General features: G+C 30.7%; 20 protein-coding genes. 19 read left to right on the forward strand and 1 reads right to left on the reverse strand.

The window, feature by feature from the left end:
* Nucleotides 1-6 precede the first annotated feature (6 nt).
* The 10 genes from ftsY (at nt 7) to BUA92_RS01415 (ending at nt 6,928) form a co-directional block, all read left to right on the forward strand.
* Complete coding sequence (gene ftsY, locus BUA92_RS01370; protein ID WP_073015963.1) at nt 7-915, forward strand: signal recognition particle-docking protein FtsY; 909 nt, start codon at nt 7-9, stop codon at nt 913-915.
* Between the two features lie 78 nt (nt 916-993).
* Nucleotides 994-1,332, forward strand: a complete 339-nt coding sequence (locus tag BUA92_RS01375) for a putative DNA-binding protein (RefSeq protein ID WP_073015964.1) — start codon at nt 994-996, stop codon at nt 1,330-1,332.
* Between the two features lie 10 nt (nt 1,333-1,342).
* Nucleotides 1,343-2,716, forward strand: a complete 1,374-nt coding sequence (gene ffh / locus BUA92_RS01380) for a signal recognition particle protein (RefSeq protein WP_073015965.1) — start codon at nt 1,343-1,345, stop codon at nt 2,714-2,716.
* Nucleotides 2,717-2,747: 31 nt separating this feature from the next.
* Nucleotides 2,748-2,996, forward strand: coding sequence for a 30S ribosomal protein S16 (gene rpsP, locus BUA92_RS01385; RefSeq protein WP_021802126.1), 249 nt, complete (start codon nt 2,748-2,750; stop codon nt 2,994-2,996).
* Between the two features lie 44 nt (nt 2,997-3,040).
* Nucleotides 3,041-3,268, forward strand: a complete 228-nt coding sequence (locus BUA92_RS01390; protein ID WP_021802125.1) for a KH domain-containing protein — start codon at nt 3,041-3,043, stop codon at nt 3,266-3,268.
* Nucleotides 3,269-3,320: 52 nt separating this feature from the next.
* Nucleotides 3,321-3,818 (forward strand): ribosome maturation factor RimM, encoded by a 498-nt coding sequence (rimM, locus tag BUA92_RS01395; protein ID WP_073015966.1) that lies wholly within the window; start codon nt 3,321-3,323, stop codon nt 3,816-3,818.
* Nucleotides 3,808-4,518 carry a tRNA (guanosine(37)-N1)-methyltransferase TrmD gene (gene trmD / locus BUA92_RS01400; RefSeq protein WP_073015967.1) on the forward strand — a complete coding sequence of 237 codons (711 nt, stop codon included), beginning with the start codon at nt 3,808-3,810 and terminating at the stop codon, nt 4,516-4,518. Before rimM ends, trmD begins: the two co-directional genes overlap by 11 nt.
* A 122-nt stretch (nt 4,519-4,640) precedes the next feature.
* Nucleotides 4,641-4,991, forward strand: coding sequence for a 50S ribosomal protein L19 (gene rplS, locus BUA92_RS01405; protein ID WP_021802122.1), 351 nt, complete (start codon nt 4,641-4,643; stop codon nt 4,989-4,991).
* A 265-nt stretch (nt 4,992-5,256) separates the two neighbouring features.
* Nucleotides 5,257-6,099: a ribosome biogenesis GTPase YlqF gene (ylqF, locus tag BUA92_RS01410; protein WP_021802121.1), complete on the forward strand. Its 843-nt coding sequence runs from the start codon at nt 5,257-5,259 to the stop codon at nt 6,097-6,099.
* 10 nt (nt 6,100-6,109) lie between these two features.
* Entirely contained in the window at nt 6,110-6,928 is an 819-nt protein-coding gene (locus tag BUA92_RS01415; RefSeq protein WP_073015968.1) for a ribonuclease HII, read from the forward strand.
* On the opposite strand, the gene BUA92_RS01420 is transcribed toward BUA92_RS01415, so the two are convergent.
* Nucleotides 6,929-7,294: a YraN family protein gene (locus BUA92_RS01420; protein WP_073015969.1), complete on the reverse strand. Its 366-nt coding sequence runs from the start codon at nt 7,292-7,294 to the stop codon at nt 6,929-6,931.
* 93 nt (nt 7,295-7,387) lie between these two features.
* Here BUA92_RS01420 and BUA92_RS01425 point away from each other — a divergent pair, with 93 nt between their 5' ends.
* From BUA92_RS01425 to BUA92_RS01465, 9 genes are all read left to right on the forward strand, one after another.
* Nucleotides 7,388-8,902, forward strand: coding sequence for a YifB family Mg chelatase-like AAA ATPase (locus BUA92_RS01425; protein WP_073015970.1), 1,515 nt, complete (start codon nt 7,388-7,390; stop codon nt 8,900-8,902).
* Nucleotides 8,903-8,904: 2 nt separating this feature from the next.
* On the forward strand, nt 8,905-9,972 hold the full coding sequence (dprA, locus tag BUA92_RS01430) for a DNA-processing protein DprA (RefSeq protein ID WP_083553361.1): 1,068 nt from the start codon (nt 8,905-8,907) through the stop codon (nt 9,970-9,972).
* Between the two features lie 39 nt (nt 9,973-10,011).
* Nucleotides 10,012-12,102 carry a type I DNA topoisomerase gene (gene topA / locus BUA92_RS01435; RefSeq protein WP_073015971.1) on the forward strand — a complete coding sequence of 697 codons (2,091 nt, stop codon included), beginning with the start codon at nt 10,012-10,014 and terminating at the stop codon, nt 12,100-12,102.
* A gap of 169 nt (nt 12,103-12,271) precedes the next feature.
* Nucleotides 12,272-13,048, forward strand: coding sequence for a GTP-sensing pleiotropic transcriptional regulator CodY (codY, locus tag BUA92_RS01440; protein ID WP_073015972.1), 777 nt, complete (start codon nt 12,272-12,274; stop codon nt 13,046-13,048).
* Nucleotides 13,049-13,280: 232 nt separating this feature from the next.
* Nucleotides 13,281-13,982, forward strand: a complete 702-nt coding sequence (rpsB, locus tag BUA92_RS01445; protein ID WP_073015973.1) for a 30S ribosomal protein S2 — start codon at nt 13,281-13,283, stop codon at nt 13,980-13,982.
* 68 nt (nt 13,983-14,050) lie between these two features.
* Nucleotides 14,051-14,965 (forward strand): translation elongation factor Ts, encoded by a 915-nt coding sequence (tsf, locus tag BUA92_RS01450; RefSeq protein ID WP_073015974.1) that lies wholly within the window; start codon nt 14,051-14,053, stop codon nt 14,963-14,965.
* A 65-nt stretch (nt 14,966-15,030) separates the two neighbouring features.
* A complete protein-coding gene (pyrH, locus tag BUA92_RS01455) occupies nt 15,031-15,741 on the forward strand; it encodes a UMP kinase (RefSeq protein ID WP_073015975.1) in 711 nt (236 codons plus the stop codon).
* A 17-nt stretch (nt 15,742-15,758) separates the two neighbouring features.
* Nucleotides 15,759-16,316, forward strand: a complete 558-nt coding sequence (gene frr, locus BUA92_RS01460) for a ribosome recycling factor (protein ID WP_073015976.1) — start codon at nt 15,759-15,761, stop codon at nt 16,314-16,316.
* 52 nt (nt 16,317-16,368) lie between these two features.
* Entirely contained in the window at nt 16,369-17,130 is a 762-nt protein-coding gene (locus BUA92_RS01465; protein ID WP_073015977.1) for an isoprenyl transferase, read from the forward strand.
* Nucleotides 17,131-17,138: the final 8 nt, after the last annotated feature.

The raw sequence follows: 17,138 nt of genomic DNA on the forward strand, positions 1-17,138 counted from the left end.
TACGCAGTGTTTGGAGGAATTTTTGACAAACTAAAACAAGGCTTAAGTAAAACAAGAGATAATTTTACAGATAAAATAAATGAGGTATTAAATCTTGCTGTAACCATTGATGAAGATTTATATGAAGAATTAGAAGAAATACTAATTACTTCAGATATAGGTATGGAAACCACAATGGATATAATAGAAGAGCTAAGAGCAAAAATAAGAAAAGAAAAAATTGCAGATCCACAGATGGTTAGACCAGCTCTTAAGGAAGTTATTAGAGATATGCTTCTAAAAGATGTTGAAGATAAAAAAGAACCTGATAATAAAATAATTTTAATTATAGGTGTAAATGGAGTAGGAAAAACTACTTCTATTGGAAAACTTTCATCTAAAATGAAAAATGAAGGACAAAAGGTTTTATTAGCAGCAGCAGATACTTTTAGAGCAGCAGCTATAGACCAGTTAGAAATATGGAGCAAAAGATCAGGGGTTGATATTGTTAAACATCAAGAAGGATCTGACCCAGCAGCAGTTGTGTATGATGCTCTACAAGCTGCAAAGTCTAGAAAAGTAAATAGATTATTAATAGATACAGCTGGAAGACTTCATAACAAAAAAAATCTTATGAATGAGCTTGAAAAGATAAATAGAGTTATAGACAGGGAAATGGGAGATACTGAAAGGGAAACTCTTTTAGTATTAGATGCAACCACAGGTCAAAATGCTGTTATTCAGGCTAAACAATTTAAAGAGGTATGCCCTATTGATGGCATAATATTAACTAAATTAGATGGAACAGCTAAAGGTGGAGTTGTAATTTCTATCAAACAACATTTAAATGTTCCAGTGAGATATATTGGTGTAGGTGAAGGTATTGATGACCTTCAAGAGTTTGATGCTGAAGGTTTTGTTGAAGCTTTATTTTAAATTTTATGGTGTTAAGTAAAAATACTTGACACCATTATTTTTATCTGTTATTATCATTTAGGTAGGTAAGGTGGTTATATGGAAGACAGGTTTGAAGTTTCTATTCTGCTAGATCACTACGGCAATTTATTGACTCCAAAGCAGAAGAATATAATGGATCTTTATTATAATGAAGACTTTTCTCTTTCGGAGATATCTGAGATAAATGAAACCTCAAGGCAGGCTACTCATGATTTAATAAAAAGATGTTATAAGATTTTATTAGAATATGAGAAAAAGCTTCAATTGATGAGTAAAAATAATTCAAGAATTAACATAACTAAAGATGCTATAAAAGATCTAAAAGAGAAATTTAATGCATCAGATGAAATCATAGATTATATGGGTAAAATTTTTGAGAATATAAATAGTCTATAGGAGGTTTGTCATGGCTTTTGAAGGTTTATCAGAAAAGTTGCAAGACGCTTTAAAAAAGCTAAGAGGAAAAGGAAAATTAAATGAAAAAGATATAAAAGAAGCCATGAGAGAAGTTAAGCTTGCTCTATTAGAAGCAGATGTTAACTTTAAGGTAGTAAAATCTTTTATATCAAAAGTTAGTGAAAAATGTGTTGGAGAAGAAGTTTTAGGAAGTTTAACTCCAGGACAACAAGTAATAAAAATAGTTAATGATGAATTAACAGAATTAATGGGTACAGCTGAAAGCAAGATATCTTATGCTGATGCAGGTCCAACAGTAATTATGCTTGTAGGACTTCAAGGGGCAGGTAAAACTACCATGTGTGGTAAGTTAGCTTTATCCTTAAGAAAGAAAAATAAAAAACCTCTATTAGTAGCTTGTGACGTTTATAGACCAGCAGCTATAAAACAACTTGAGGTTGTAGGTAAAAGCATAGATATTCCAGTCTTTACTATGGGAGACAAGATAAGTCCAGTAGACATAGCTAAAGCTGGTATAAAGAGTGCAAGAGAAAATGGTAATAATATAGTTATAATAGATACAGCTGGTAGACTTCATATAGATGAAACTCTTATGGAAGAACTACAAGATATAAAGTCAGGAGTAAAACCTAATGAAATATTATTAGTAGTAGACTCTATGACAGGACAGGATGCAGTAAATGTAGCTGAAACCTTTAATAACTCTCTAGACATATCAGGAGTTATTTTAACAAAACTTGATGGTGACACAAGAGGTGGAGCTGCACTTTCTATAAGAAGCATGACTCAAAAACCAATTAAATTTGTTGGTGTTGGGGAAAAAATGAGCGACTTAGAAGTATTTTATCCTGACAGAATGGCATCAAGAATATTAGGAATGGGAGATGTATTATCTCTTATAGAAAAAGCTCAAGCAGCTATAGACACTGAAGATGCAGAAGCTTTATCAAAGAAAATGTTAACTTCGGACTTTAACTTTGAAGATTACTTAATGGCAATGGAACAAATGAATAAGTTAGGTCCTATAAATAAAGTTTTAGAAATGATACCTGGAATGAATTCTAAACAACTTGAAGGAGTTGATTTGGAAGCTGGAGAAAAGCAAATGGCTAGATCTAAAGCTATAATTCAATCCATGACATCAAAAGAAAGAAAAAATCCACAGCTTGTTTCATCATCTTCATCTAGAAAGAAGAGAATAGCAAATGGTTCAGGAACAAGCATACAAGAACTTAATAAACTTCTTAAAGGTTTCGAAGCTATGAGAAAACAAATGAAGCAATTTAAGGGTTTAACTCAAAATATGAAAAAAGGTAAAAAAGGCAAAAATGGATTATTTGGTAATCTTCCCTTTTTGAAATAGTATACCTTAACTTTTAAAGGAGGTGAAAAGCATGGCAGTAAAAATAAGACTAAGAAGAATGGGTGCAAAAAAAGCTCCTTTCTATAGAGTAGTAGTTGCAGACTCAAGAAGTCCAAGAGATGGTAGATTCATCGAAGAAATAGGATACTACAATCCAGTAGCTAAACCAGAAGCAGAAATCAAAATTGATGCTGATAAAGCAGCTGCATGGTTAGGTAATGGTGCTCAACCAACTGATATAGTTAAAAAGTTATTCGTTAAAGCAGGAATTAACAAATAATATCTGGGAGGTGAACTCTGCTAAGGATATCCCTAGCAGTCAATATGAAAGATTTAGTAGAAATAATCGCCAAGTCTTTAGTTGACAATCCAGATGCTGTTGAAGTTAAGGAGGTTGCCGGTGAGCAATCCCTTATCCTTGAACTTAAGGTTGCCCCAGAAGACATGGGTAAAGTTATAGGAAAACAAGGAAGAATAGCCAAAGCAATAAGAACAGTTGTAAAAGCAGCAGCAGTTAAAGAAAACAAAAGAGTAGTAGTAGAAATTATTTAATAAGAGTTAGGTATTGGCCTAGCTCTTTATTTTTAATTAAGGAGGAATATCCTTGGAACAATTTTTAAATGTTGGTCAAATAGTAAATACTCATGGGGTTAAGGGAGAAGTTAAGGTATTCCCATTAACTGATGATCCTATGAGATTTAAAAAATTAAAAAAAGTTATTATAGATAACAAAGAGGTACAAATACTTAGCTATAAATTCCAAAAAGATCGTGTTATATTGAAGCTTGAAGGTGTAGATACTATGGATGACGCTATTAGACTTAAGGGAAAGTATCTTAAAATATCTAGAGAAGATGCTGTTAAGTTACCTAAGGATACTTATTTTATAGCGGATTTAATAGGCTGTTCTGTATTTGATACAGATGAAACTCCATTAGGTGAGGTTTATGATGTAATAAAAACAGGAAGTAACGATGTTTATTGGGTTAAGGGGATAAAAGAATTATTAATTCCTGTGCTTAAGGAAATAGTATTAGACATTAATGTAGAAGATAAAAAGATAGTCATTAAACCTGTGAAGGAATGGCAAGATGAAGATTAATATATTAACTTTATTTCCTGATATGTTTAATATCTTTAATCACTCTATAATAGGTAAGGCTCAAGAGAAAGAAATATTATCTATAAAGCCAATAAATATTAGAGATTATAGCTTAAACAAACATAAAAAAGTTGATGACTATCCTTATGGTGGAGGTGCTGGAATGGTTATGGCACCTCAACCAATAGTATCTTCCATAATAGAAACAAAAAAAAGCAATAATGGTAAAGTGATTTTTTTAGGACCAAAAGGAAAAACATTTAATCAAAGCCTAGCTAAAGAGTTATCAAAAGAGAGTGAACTTATTTTCTTATGTGGACATTATGAGGGGATAGATGAAAGAGTCTATGATTATATAGATATGGAAATATCCCTTGGAGATTTTGTTTTAACTGGTGGAGAAATGGCTTGTATTCCTATTGTAGATAGCATAGTAAGACTTATTCCAGGAGTTCTTGGAAAAGAGGAAAGTTATCAAGAGGAGTCTTTTTATGATGGATTATTAGAGTATCCTCAATATACTAGACCAGAAGTATTTGAAGGAAAAAAGGTACCTGACGTATTAATATCAGGACATCATGAAAACATTCGAAAATGGAGAAGAAAGCAGTCTTTAATAATAACCAAAGAGCGAAGAGCAGATATGTTTAAAAAAATAACTTTATCAAAAGAGGATATAAAACTTTTAAAAGAAAACTGATTGTAAAATTATGTTGCACATTGCATTTTCATATGTTACAATTATCGTTGTGCTAGTACGGGCGGTCCTCTGGCAAAATAATTTGTTAAGAACGTCAAATTAATATTTAGGAGGGAATGCACATGAACGAAATAATTAGATTAATAGAACAAGAACAATTAAGAAGTGATTTACCAAACTTCAGTATAGGTGATACTGTAAAAGTTCACGTAAAAGTTAAAGAAGGTAACAGAGAAAGAATACAAGTATTCGAAGGAACTGTTATAAAGAAACAAAACGGTGGAACTAGAGAAACTTTCACAGTAAGAAGATTAGCTTATGGAGTTGGAGTTGAAAGAACTTTCCCAATTAACTCCCCAATCATAGAAAAAGTTGAAATCGTAAGATACGGTAAAGTAAGAAGAGCGAAACTTTACTACTTAAGAGACAGAGTGGGTAAAGCTGCTAAAGTTAAAGAGTTAATAAAGAAATAATTGAACTTAAAAATGGGGCTTTAGAGTTCCATTTTTTTATTTATAAAAAGAATTTAAAATATTCATGAAAAAAATTGTGAATTATGAATAAATGCTCTAAACCCGCATGAACACTATATATAGTTATATAGTTAAAAATATTTCTTCTTATATTCTTATATTTTTAAGAATATAAAAGAATTTAATGAGTTTAGATAATACTAAAGAAGATACATTTTAATATTAAAACATAAAAGATAGATTTTAACAAAAAGGAGATGATATCATGGCTATAAATTGGTTCCCAGGGCATATGGTAAAGACAAAAAGAGAAATAAAAGAAAATTTAAAACTTGTAGATGTAGTAGTTGAAATAAGAGATGCCAGAATACCTAGAGCTTCTGCCAATCCAGATATAGATGTTTTATGTAAAGATAAACCCAGATTAATAATACTTAATAAAAGTGATTTAACAGATGTTCAGTTAACTAAAAAATGGATTGAATTTTTATCCAAAGGAAATACAAAAGCAATTGCCTTAAATTCTTTGAAAGGCGAAGGGATACGATCAATAAAACCTGCTTTAGATGAACTTCTAAAAGAAAAACACGCTAGATTAAGAGCTAAGGGTTTGGTAAAAATTACTACAAGAGTAATGGTTGTTGGAATTCCTAACGTAGGAAAATCTACATTTATTAATAAAATGGCAAAAAATAATATAGCTAAAACAGGTGATAGACCAGGGGTAACAAAAAGTAAACAATGGATTAAAACATCTATTGGTGTAGAACTTATGGATACACCAGGAGTTTTATGGCCTAAATTTGAGGATGAAGAAGTTGCTTTAAATTTAGCTTTTACTGGAGCTATAAAAGATGAAATTATGGATATTGAAGAACTTGCGCTTAAATTAATAGAAAGACTTCAAACTAATTATCCTGAAAATCTAAAACTAAGATATAAGCTTGAGAATCTACAAGAAACTCCTCTAGAAAATATGGATATGATAGCTAGAAAAAGAGGATGTATAATCTCAGGTGGAGAAATAAATTACAATAGAATTTCTGTAATATTATTAGATGAATTTAGAGGTGGAAAAATAGGTAATATAACTTTAGAGTTACCTTAAAGGAGTAATGATGTTTTTATTTAATGAAGATTTAGATAAACTTCCATATAAAAGTTTAAATGATTTATTAAAAGATATATCAATTAAAGATTATTATAATAATGAAGAATTTAAGTTTCTTATGGAGGATCTTATAAAGGACAAAAGAAAAAATGTATCTTCTTTAGGAAGTAGACTTCTAAAAAGATGTGAAAACCACATATTGGAAATAAAAAGAGTACAAGGAATGTATTCTTTTGATAAAGGATTTGGAGATTATAAGTATGTTGCAGGAGTTGACGAGGTAGGAAGGGGTCCTTTAGCAGGTCCCATAGTATCTTGTGCTGTGATTTTAGATTTAAATGCATCTACTGAAGATTTATTATTAGAAATAAAAGATTCTAAGCAGCTTTCACATGAAAAGAGAGTAGAGTTATCTGAAAAAATAAAGGAAAAAGCCCTTGCCTATTCAATAGCTTTATGTACAAATGAACAGATAGATAATATAGGAATTGGTGTCTGCAACAATAAGATATTCATAGACGCTTGTGATAATCTTAAAATAAAGCCAGAATTAATATTATCAGATGGATATCCGATTAAGGGAATAAAAGTAAAAAATCAAGCGGTTATAAAAGGGGATACAAAAAGTGCGTCAATAGCTTGTGCATCAATAATTGCTAAAGTGTATAGAGATAATCTTATGGAAGAACACCATAAAAAATATCCTCTATATAATTTTGATGAAAATGCAGGTTATGGCACACCTAAACATGTTGAAGCAATTAAAACCCATGGTCCTTGTGATATACACAGAATGAGTTTCCTGAGAAATATATTAAATACTTAATTAAAGTCTAAAAGCATCCTCATAATGTTGGATGTTTTTTTTATTTTCTTCTAGATTTAAGTCTATATTTATAATATCGTAACGAACATTTAGGTCGTATAAACTTTTAAGGTGAATATAGAACTTTGAGGATGATATAATTCTTTTAACTTTTGTAGAATTTATGGATTCAATTCCAACGCCATAATTTAATGAATATCTACATTTTACCTCTATAAAAACAAGAAGTCCTCTATACATACAAATTATATCTAATTCTCCCAGTCTACAGTTAAAATTTCTTTCTAATATTATATAGCCTTTCTTAATGAGAAATTCACAAGCTAAATCCTCACCGTAATTTCCTAAAGATTTTTTATTTATCATAATTTTATACCTCCTTTAAAATTATTGACTAAAAAAATATTTTTAAGTTAATAATGTAGAAAAATATTAGTATTAAAGTTTAGAGGTGGTTTTATGGCGGTAATTATAAATAGTGCCACAATAAATAATTTAAATGGTTTTGTTATAAAGGTAGAGGTAGAAATATTCAAAGGCTTGCCTTCTTTTACCATAGTAGGTTTAGCGGATCAATCTATAAAAGAATCTAAAGAAAGAATTAGGGCGGCTATTGTTAATTCAGGGTTTAAGTTTCCACTAGGAAGAATAGTAATAAACCTAGCACCTGCTAACTTAAAGAAGATAGGTTCTTTATTAGACTTACCTATGAGCATAGGCATACTTATTTCAAGTGGACAAATTGAAGCAGAGCATGTGGAAGATTATTTAATAGCAGGGGAACTTAGCTTAAGTGGTGACATAAAAGAGATAAAGGGATTATTTCCTATATTAGAGGCAGGAATAGATGGCGGATTTAATAAATTTATTATTCCAAGAGAAAACTCTTATCAAAGCAGTTTCTTCTACAAGGGAGATATATTTGATTTTGATGAATTAAAAGGTGTAATAAATTATTTAACTTACAAAGATCAGCTTCCCTCTGAAAAAATACCCTTCAAAATTAATAAAGTCTCTTCAGAAGATTTAAGTGAGATAATAGGTCAGGAAAGTGTGCTTAGAGCAGCAGAAATTGCCGCAGCAGGTTTTCATAATATATCTTTTTATGGCCCTCCAGGAGCAGGAAAAACCTTAATAGCTAATAAAATAGCTAATATTCTACCAGAAATGTCCTATGAAGAGGCGGCTGAAATATTCAAAATATATAGTACAACAGATATATCAGAAGAGATGTTTAAAAATGTGAGAAGACCATTTAGAAATCCTCACCATTCCTGTACTTCAGCAACACTTATAGGTGGAGGCATAGGGAAAGTTGGAGAAGTAACATTAGCTCATAATGGTGTTTTATTTTTAGATGAATTTTTGCAGTTTAATAAAGAGTGCATAAACCAACTGAGAGAACCTCTTGAAAATAGAGAAGTTCAAATAAGTAGACTAAATAACAATGTTAAGCTTCCAGCTAATTTTATGTTAATAACCGCCTTTAATCCATGCCCCTGTGGTTGGAATTTAAGCTTTAGTAAGGATTGCATGTGTTCTGATTTAGAAAAAAAGAGATATTTAAGTAAGTTGTCTAAACCAATACTAGATAGAATAGATATATTTACTTATGTTCCTAGAGTTGATATAAGTAAGAGAAATATTAAAAATCAGAAGGCTTTAAGTAAAAAGATAATAAAAAATATAAAATCGGCTACGGAGATACAAACTATAAGATACCAAAATGAAAAAGTTAAACATAATGCTAATGTAAAAAGTAAGGATATAATGAGACTTTTTAATGTTGATAATGAGGCTTTAGATAAATTAGAAGCAATATATGATAAATTTAATTTATCAATGAGGGGATATTATAAAATACTTAAAATATCAAGAACTATAGCAGACTTAAGTGGAGAAGAAGCATTAAAAGCTAGTCATATATATGAGGCTTTAAGCTATAGAAAATTTATAGATGGTGAGGTGATATAAATATGAAAAGAGAAGAAATGTTTTATAAAATCTGGATGGCTATCTCAAATGTGCCTGAGAGTTGCAAAAGATTTTTAAAAGACAGATATAATAATGAAGAGGAAATCTATAATCTTTATAAAATATCTAAATCAAATTATATAAAAGAAGATTATTCTGACAGAATAAAAAGAGTCAATGATGAAGAAGTTGAAAAACTATTAGATATTATGCACAAGAATAATATTGGTGCTGTATTTTATAGAGATGAAGATTATATGGATGAATTATATCATGTTTATGAGCCTCCATATGTACTTTTTTATAAAGGGGATATCTCTAAAATTAAGTCTCATAAGAAAGTATCTATAGTTGGTTCAAGAAAGGCCACTTTGCAAGGAACTCAGTTAACAGAACATATATCAAAAGAGTTAGTTGAAAATGGAGTCATGGTAATAAGCGGGGGAGCGTATGGAATAGATACAGCAGCACATAGAGGGGCTTTAAGAGGTAATGGTGTTACATGTGCAGTACTTGGATGTGGTATAAATGTAGTCTATCCAAAATCAAACTACAAATTATATAATGATATTATAAAAAATGGAGTAATTATATCAGAGTTTTTACCATATGAAAAACCTGCTTCTTATAATTTTCCAAGAAGAAATAGAATAATTGCTGCATTATGTGAAATATTAATTGTTACAGAAGCGGCTGAAAGAAGTGGAAGCTTAATAACTACTGGATACGCTTTAGATCTTGGAAAAACAATATTTGTATCTCCAGGAAACCCTATAAACCCTCAGGCTAAAGGTTCAAATAGACTAATAATAGATGGAGCTAATCCATTATATGAAGTACAAGATGTCTTAAAGGAGCTAAATATAACATCAAAAGATCCTTCAAGTAAGAATTTTTCGGGTGAAAAAGGGGTAGTACTAAAAGAAATAGGAGTGAATCCAATACATATTAATGATTTAATTAGAAGATGTAATATTGACATTTCTCTAATTTATGGTATATTATTTGAATTGCAACTTGAAAATGAAATTATTAGTTTATCAGGAAACTATTATGCAAGGATTAGTTGATTTATAAGGGGGTGAAGACTCCTAATTTAGGAGTGAGAAATGGGACAAAATTTAGTAATAGTTGAGTCGCCAGCTAAAGCCAAAACCATAGGAAAGTATTTGGGAAAAAATTATATCGTTGAAGCATCAATGGGACATTTACGTGACTTACCAAAGAGTCAATTAGGAGTTGATGTAGATAATGAATTTTCTCCTAAGTATATAACAATAAGAGGTAAAGGTGATCTTTTAGATAAATTAAAGAAGTTAGCCAAAAAAAGTGATAAAGTATATTTGGCAACTGACCCTGATAGGGAAGGTGAAGCTATTTCTTGGCATTTAGCTCACATATTAAAGATACCTACTACTGAAAAATGTAGAATTGAGTTTAATGAGATAACAAAAGAAGCTGTTAAAGGCTCAATAAAGAAATCAAGAGAAATAAATCAAAATTTAGTAGATGCTCAACAAGCAAGAAGAATTTTAGATAGACTTGTGGGATATGAAATAAGCCCTATACTTTGGAAGAATATTAAATGGGGTTTAAGTGCAGGAAGGGTTCAGTCTGCTGCACTAAAATTAATTTGTGATAGAGAAGAAGAGATAAAAGCATTTGTACCTAAAGAATATTGGACAGTAGAATGTAAATTAATAAAAGATAAAAAGAAGTTTCCTGTAAATCTTGTTCAATATAAAAATAAGAAATTAGAAATAAATACTGAAGATGAAGCTGACAAGGTAATTAAAGATTTAAAATCTGGAAATTATGTTGTAAAGGATGTTAAAAAAGCAGATAAACAAAAAAATCCACTACCGCCTTTTACAACTTCCACTTTGCAACAAGATGCCAATAAAAAATTAAACTATATGACAAAGAAAACTATGATGATAGCTCAGCAACTTTATGAAGGAGTTGAGATAAAGGGTCATGGAACTATAGGTTTAATTACCTATATGAGAACAGATTCTGTTAGAATATCAAGTGAAGCTCAGGAAAAAGCTTTAGATTTTATAAAAGGAGCTTACGGAGAAAAATATACTCCAGATAAACCTAGAGTGTATAAAGGTAAAAAGAATATCCAAGATGCTCATGAAGCTATAAGACCAACATATATAGAGATTACTCCTGAAATAGCTAAAGAAAATCTTACAAATGATGCCTATAAACTTTATAGTTTAATATGGAAGAGATTTGTAGCAAGCCAAATGAGTTCTTGTTTATTAAATACCAATACCATAACTATAACTAATGGTGATTATAAATTAAGAGCAACAGGCTCAATAGTTAAGTTTGAAGGATTTATGAAGATATATGAGTATAGTACAGAAGAAGAAAATCAAGATGTATTACTTCCAGAGTTAGAGAAGGATGAGGTTTTAGAGGAAGATTCATTAACCCCAAAACAGCATTTTACTCAACCTCCTAGTAGATATACTGAAGCATCTTTTGTTAAATTACTAGAGGAAAAGGGTATAGGAAGACCAAGTACCTATGTTCCAACTATATCAACCTTAACTAGTAGCAGAAACTATGTTGTAAGAGATAAAAAACAATTAGTGCCTACGGAATTAGGTTTTATTGTTAATAATATAATGTCTGAATATTTTAAAGAAATAGTTGATACAGATTTTACAGCTGAAATGGAACTTAAGCTAGATTCTGTAGAAGAGGGAACAGAAAACTGGACTAAGATTGTTGGTGAGTTTTTTACTCCATTAAAGACATCGCTTGAGAAAGCAGAAAGTGAAATGTCTAAAATAGTTTTAGAAGATAAGGTGTCTGATGTACCATGTGATAAATGTGGAAGAATGATGGTTATTAAGCATGGTAGGTTTGGTGACTTTTTAGCTTGTCCTGGTTATCCAGAGTGTCAAAATACAAAACCTATAGTACATGAAGTTGATGCACCGTGCCCTAAATGTGGGGGGAAGGTATTACTTAAAAGAAGTAAAAAGGGTAATAAATTCTATGGCTGTTCTAACTACCCAGAATGCGATTTTGTAAGTTGGCATGAACCAGCTAAAGAGAAGTGTGATAAATGTGGTTCATTTATGGTATATAGATTCTCAAAAGCTAAAGGTAAATACTTGGAATGTACTAATGGAGAATGTAAAAATAAAGTTCCTATAAAGAGTGAAGAAAAAGAATGATTTGTCGAAAATAGAAAAAGGGTGTTGAAAATAAAAAAATCCTATGATATATTAATTGATGTAGAACTTTTTTAAAAATTTTAAAAATTTTAAAAATTCAAAAATTTTAGAATATTTTATGGTTAAATGAATTATGGATAATGAATATGGATACATGAGGAGGAGTTTTATGTCTACACTACTTTCTAAGACAAGAAAACTTAATAAGATTTTACAAAAATCAGGTACTGAACCAGTAGCATTTGAAGACATATGTGAGTTATTAAGTGACGTTTTAGAATGCAATGTTTATATTGTTAGCAGAAGAGGAAAAATGTTAGGACATACATTCGCTAGTGGATTTGAATGCGAAATAATGAAAAAGAAGGTTCTTGAGGATAAAAAATTCCCAGAAGAATACAACAATAAACTACTAAATGTACAAGAATCACTTTCAAATCTTTATAATAGAGGAACTTGCGTTTTTGAAGGTGAAATTAAATGCGATATGGATAACAAAATATCTACTATAGTGCCTATAATAGGCAATAGAGAAAGATTAGGAACTTTATTACTAGCTAGATTTGGTAAGCCATTTACTGATGATGACTTAGTTTTAGCAGAATATTCTGCTACGATTGTAGGAATTGAAATGTTAAGAGGTAAGCAAGTTGAATTAGAAGCAGAGGCTAGAAAAAAAGCTGTGGTTCAACTTGCAATTGGTACCCTTTCTTATTCAGAATTAGAAGCTGTAGAACACATCTTTGACGAATTAAAAGGTAGTGAAGGACTTCTAGTTGCATCGAAAATTGCGGACAAGGTTGGTATAACAAGATCTGTTATAGTAAATGCATTAAGAAAATTTGAAAGTGCAGGGGTAATAGAGTCAAGGTCTTTAGGTATGAAGGGAACTCATATTAAGATTTTAAATGACAAGCTATTAGACGAATTAAAGAAGATAAAATAGATAAAAAGAAGGCTTTTGCCTTCTTTTTATGTTTTAAAAGTAAAATTATGATTATTTTATTAAAAAATATGTAAATAATTAAAAAAGTATATTGAATGATAAAAAACACTGTGATATACTATCAGAGGTAAGAAATACACACATTATCTTATTTGTAGAGTGGTGCCTTTATAAAAGGAAGATCTACAATGGATGAAGATAATGGAGGGCTTAACCATAAGGAGGTAACAAAATGTCAGTAATTTCTATGAAACAATTATTAGAAGCAGGTGTTCATTTCGGACATCAAACAAGAAGATGGAACCCTAAGATGGCTCCATATATATTCACAGAAAGAAATGGAATATATATAATAGATCTTCAAAAAACAGTTAAAAAGGTTGAAGAGGCTTATCAGTTTGTTAAAAGCGTTTCTGAAGAAGGAAAAGATATTCTTTTCGTTGGTACTAAGAAACAAGCTCAAGAAGCTATACAAGAAGAAGCTGTTAGATCAAACATGCACTTCGTTAACAATAGATGGTTAGGTGGAATGCTAACTAACTTCAACACAATCAAAACTAGAATAGCAAGATTAACAGAATTAGAAAAAATGGAAGAAGAAGGAATATTTGAAGTTCTTCCTAAAAAAGAAGTTACAAACCTAAAGAATGAAAAAGAAAAATTAGTTAAAAATTTAGGTGGAATAAGAAACTTAAATGTTAGCAACGTAGGTGCTATGTTTGTTGTAGACCCAAGAAAAGAAAAAAATGCTATATCTGAAGCTAAAATTCTTGGTATTCCAGTTGTAGCTATTGTTGACACAAACTGTGATCCAGATGAAGTTGACTATGTAATTCCTGGTAATGATGATGCTATAAGAGCGGTTAAATTAATAACTGCTAGACTTTCAGATGCAATAATTGAATCAAGACAAGGTGAACAAGTAACTGAATAATTTTAGTAAAGGGTAGGTGGATATATTCCATTTACCTTTTACCTTAATGATATTAAGGAGGAATAATAATGATTACTGCTCAATCAGTTAAAGAATTAAGAGAGAAAACTGGTGCAGGGATGATGGACTGCAAAAAAGCCTTAACTGAAACTAACGGAGATATGGAAAAGGCTATAGAAGTATTAAGAGAAAAAGGATTGGCAGCAGCAGCTAAAAAAGCTGACAGAGTTGCAGCAGAAGGTGTAGTTAAAACTTATATATCAGAAGATCAAAAAGTTGCTGGTATAGTTGAATTAAATTGTGAAACGGATTTCGTTGCAGCTAATGAAGAATTTGTAGGTTTTGCTGGAAAATTAGCAGAAATGGCTTCAACTAGCACAGCTAAAGATATAGAAAACTTTGTTGCAGAAAAATTCAATGAAACTCAAACTGTTCAAGAAGCGTTAACTGCTTTAATAGCTAAATTAGGCGAAAATATGACAGTAAGAAGATTTGAAAAATTTGCAGTTGAAAATGGAGTAGTTCAAAGCTACATACATGGTGGCGGAAGAATAGGAGTTGTAGTTGAATTAGCATGTGATACAGCTTCTCCAGTTCTTGCAGAAGTTGCTAAAGATGTTTGTATGCAAGTTGCAGCTGCAAATCCATCATTCTTAAGCAAAGATGATGTTGATAACGAAGCTTTAGATAAAGAAAAAGAAATATATAGAGTTCAAGCTTTAAACGAAGGCAAACCAGAAAATATAGTTGAAAAAATGGTTATGGGAAGAATTCAAAAATATTATAAAGAAGTGTGTCTTTTAGAGCAAGCTTGGGTTAAAGATGGAGATAAGTCAATAACTAAACATCTTCAAGAAAAATCTAAAGAAGTAGGTTCTCCAATTACAATAAACAAATTTGTAAGGTTTGAAAGAGGAGAAGGTATAGAAAAGAAAGAAGAAAACTTTGCTGAAGAAGTTGCAAGACAAATCGGTGCAAAATAATTTAAAAGAGAACACAAAGTGTTCTCTTTTTTTAAAAATAACTTGAAAGATATGGAGGTTAACTAATGTCTAAATGTAAATTTAAAAGGGTAATGTTAAAATTATCAGGTGAAGCTTTAGCAGGAGCTAATGGATTTGGTATAGATTTTAATGTTGCACAAAGAATAGCTATGGAAATAAAAGAATTAGTAGAAATGGGTGTTGAAGTAGGCGCTGTTGTTGGTGGTGGAAACATATGGAGAGGCAGAGATGGATCTGATATGGACAGAACTACAGCGGATTATATGGGTATGTTAGCAACATGCATAAATGCTTTAGCATTACAAGATTCCTTAGAAGGTTTAGGGGTTATGACAAGAGTTCAAACTGCTATAGAAATGAAGGAAGTGGCTGAACCTTTTATTAGAAGAAGAGCTATGAGACATTTAGAAAAAGGTAGAGTAGTTATTTTTGCTGCAGGTACTGGAAATCCATATTTTTCTACTGATACAACAGCTGCATTAAGAGCTGCTGAAATAGAAGCGGAAGTTATACTATTAGCTAAGAAGGTTGATGGGGTTTATGATAAAGATCCACATAAATATTCAGATGCTAAGAAATATGATTCTCTATCTTACATACAAGTTTTAGAGCAGGGTCTTCAAGTTATGGATTCAACTGCAACTTCATTATGTATGGATAATAATATTCCTATTTTAGTATTTGCTTTAGATGAGCCTGGAAACATTAAAAAGGCTATAATGGGTGAAGAAATAGGAACTATGGTTTGTAAATAATAAAGGAGGTTCTCTTTATGATAAAAGATGTTATTAAGTCTGCTGAAGAAAAAATGAGTAAATCTATTAAGGTATTAAAATCTGATCTTTCAACAATGAAGGCTGGAAGAGCTAATCCAACTATGTTAGACAGAATTGAAGTTGACTATTACGGAAGTATGTGTCCATTAAGTCAGGTGGCTAGTGTTTCTGCTCCAGAACCAAGACTTCTTATGATAACACCTTGGGAAAAAACTTTGCTAAAAGATATAGAAAAAGCTATATTAAAATCAGATTTGGGAATAAATCCATCTAATGATGGTTCTGTGATAAGATTATTAGTTCCTGAATTAACTGAAGAAACTAGAAGAAATCTAGTTAAGAATGTTAAGAAGGCTGGAGAAGATTCTAAGGTAGCTATAAGATCAATAAGAAGAGATGGGAATGATAAATTTAAGTCTTTAAAGAAAGATGGAGATATATCAGAAGATGAATTCAAAAAAGCAGAAGATGATATCCAAAAGGTAACAGATAGCTATGTTAAAGAAATAGATAAGATTATAGCGGACAAAGAGAAAGAGATAATGTCAATATAAAGCCTGCTTTCTAGCAGGTTTTTTTACCATATTCATTATGGAGGAATAGTAAATGTTTAAGTGGCTAAAAGGTAAAAAAGATAATAAACCTAATGATGTAAATATAGATTATAATAGAATTCCTAAGCATATTGCAATTATAATGGATGGTAACGGTAGATGGGCAAAGGCTAAAGGTTTGCCTAGAACTTTTGGACATAGAGCAGGGGTTGAAACCATAAGAAAAATAATAAAAGAATGTGATAAAATTGGAGTAAAATACCTAACTTTATATGCATTCTCAACAGAGAATTGGAAGAGACCTAAGGATGAAGTTGGTGCACTTATGAACCTGCTTGTAGAGTATTTGAAAAATGAGTTCGAAGAATTAAATAGTAATGGAGTGGTAATAAATCATATTGGGGATATAACTAAGTTACCAAAGCCATGTAGGGATGAATTGGTTTCAGCTTATGAAAAAACCAAAAATAATTCTGGTGTTGTAATGAATCTTGCACTTAACTATGGCGGTAGAGATGAAATTATTTCAGCTGTTAAGGATATAATTGAAGACATAGAAGATAAAAAAATATCTAAATATTCTTTAGATGAAAATCTTTTTTCAAATTATCTTTATACTAAAAAAATGCCTGATCCAGATTTAGTCATAAGACCTTCTGGAGAACAAAGGCTAAGTAATTTTCTATTGTGGCAATGTGCATATTCTGAGTTCTGGTATTCTAACATAAATTGGCCAGATTTTACAGAGGAAGATTTACATAGAGCTATTTTTGATTATCAGAACCGAGATAGAAGATATGGGGGAATCAAATAGTGGAGGTA

The organism is Clostridium intestinale DSM 6191, from assembly GCF_900130055.1.
GTDB classification, from domain to species: domain Bacteria; phylum Bacillota; class Clostridia; order Clostridiales; family Clostridiaceae; genus Clostridium_T; species Clostridium_T intestinale.

Bases quoted from the DNA above. Each gene is read 5' to 3' on its own strand.
- BUA92_RS01390 (WP_021802125.1), top strand. From the start codon at position 3,041: ATGAAAGATTTAGTAGAAATAATCGCCAAGTCTTTAGTTGACAATCCA.
- rpsB (WP_073015973.1), top strand. From the start codon at position 13,281: ATGTCAGTAATTTCTATGAAACAATTATTAGAAGCAGGTGTTCATTTC.
- frr (WP_073015976.1), top strand. From the start codon at position 15,759: ATGATAAAAGATGTTATTAAGTCTGCTGAAGAAAAAATGAGTAAATCT.
- BUA92_RS01415 (WP_073015968.1), top strand. From the start codon at position 6,110: ATGTTTTTATTTAATGAAGATTTAGATAAACTTCCATATAAAAGTTTA.
- pyrH (WP_073015975.1), top strand. From the start codon at position 15,031: ATGTCTAAATGTAAATTTAAAAGGGTAATGTTAAAATTATCAGGTGAA.
- ffh (WP_073015965.1), top strand. From the start codon at position 1,343: ATGGCTTTTGAAGGTTTATCAGAAAAGTTGCAAGACGCTTTAAAAAAG.
- trmD (WP_073015967.1), top strand. From the start codon at position 3,808: ATGAAGATTAATATATTAACTTTATTTCCTGATATGTTTAATATCTTT.
- BUA92_RS01420 (WP_073015969.1), bottom strand. From the start codon at position 7,294: ATGATAAATAAAAAATCTTTAGGAAATTACGGTGAGGATTTAGCTTGT.
- dprA (WP_083553361.1), top strand. From the start codon at position 8,905: ATGAAAAGAGAAGAAATGTTTTATAAAATCTGGATGGCTATCTCAAAT.
- codY (WP_073015972.1), top strand. From the start codon at position 12,272: ATGTCTACACTACTTTCTAAGACAAGAAAACTTAATAAGATTTTACAA.
- topA (WP_073015971.1), top strand. From the start codon at position 10,012: ATGGGACAAAATTTAGTAATAGTTGAGTCGCCAGCTAAAGCCAAAACC.
- BUA92_RS01425 (WP_073015970.1), top strand. From the start codon at position 7,388: ATGGCGGTAATTATAAATAGTGCCACAATAAATAATTTAAATGGTTTT.
- BUA92_RS01375 (WP_073015964.1), top strand. From the start codon at position 994: ATGGAAGACAGGTTTGAAGTTTCTATTCTGCTAGATCACTACGGCAAT.
- rplS (WP_021802122.1), top strand. From the start codon at position 4,641: ATGAACGAAATAATTAGATTAATAGAACAAGAACAATTAAGAAGTGAT.
- tsf (WP_073015974.1), top strand. From the start codon at position 14,051: ATGATTACTGCTCAATCAGTTAAAGAATTAAGAGAGAAAACTGGTGCA.
- ylqF (WP_021802121.1), top strand. From the start codon at position 5,257: ATGGCTATAAATTGGTTCCCAGGGCATATGGTAAAGACAAAAAGAGAA.
- rpsP (WP_021802126.1), top strand. From the start codon at position 2,748: ATGGCAGTAAAAATAAGACTAAGAAGAATGGGTGCAAAAAAAGCTCCT.
- BUA92_RS01465 (WP_073015977.1), top strand. From the start codon at position 16,369: ATGTTTAAGTGGCTAAAAGGTAAAAAAGATAATAAACCTAATGATGTA.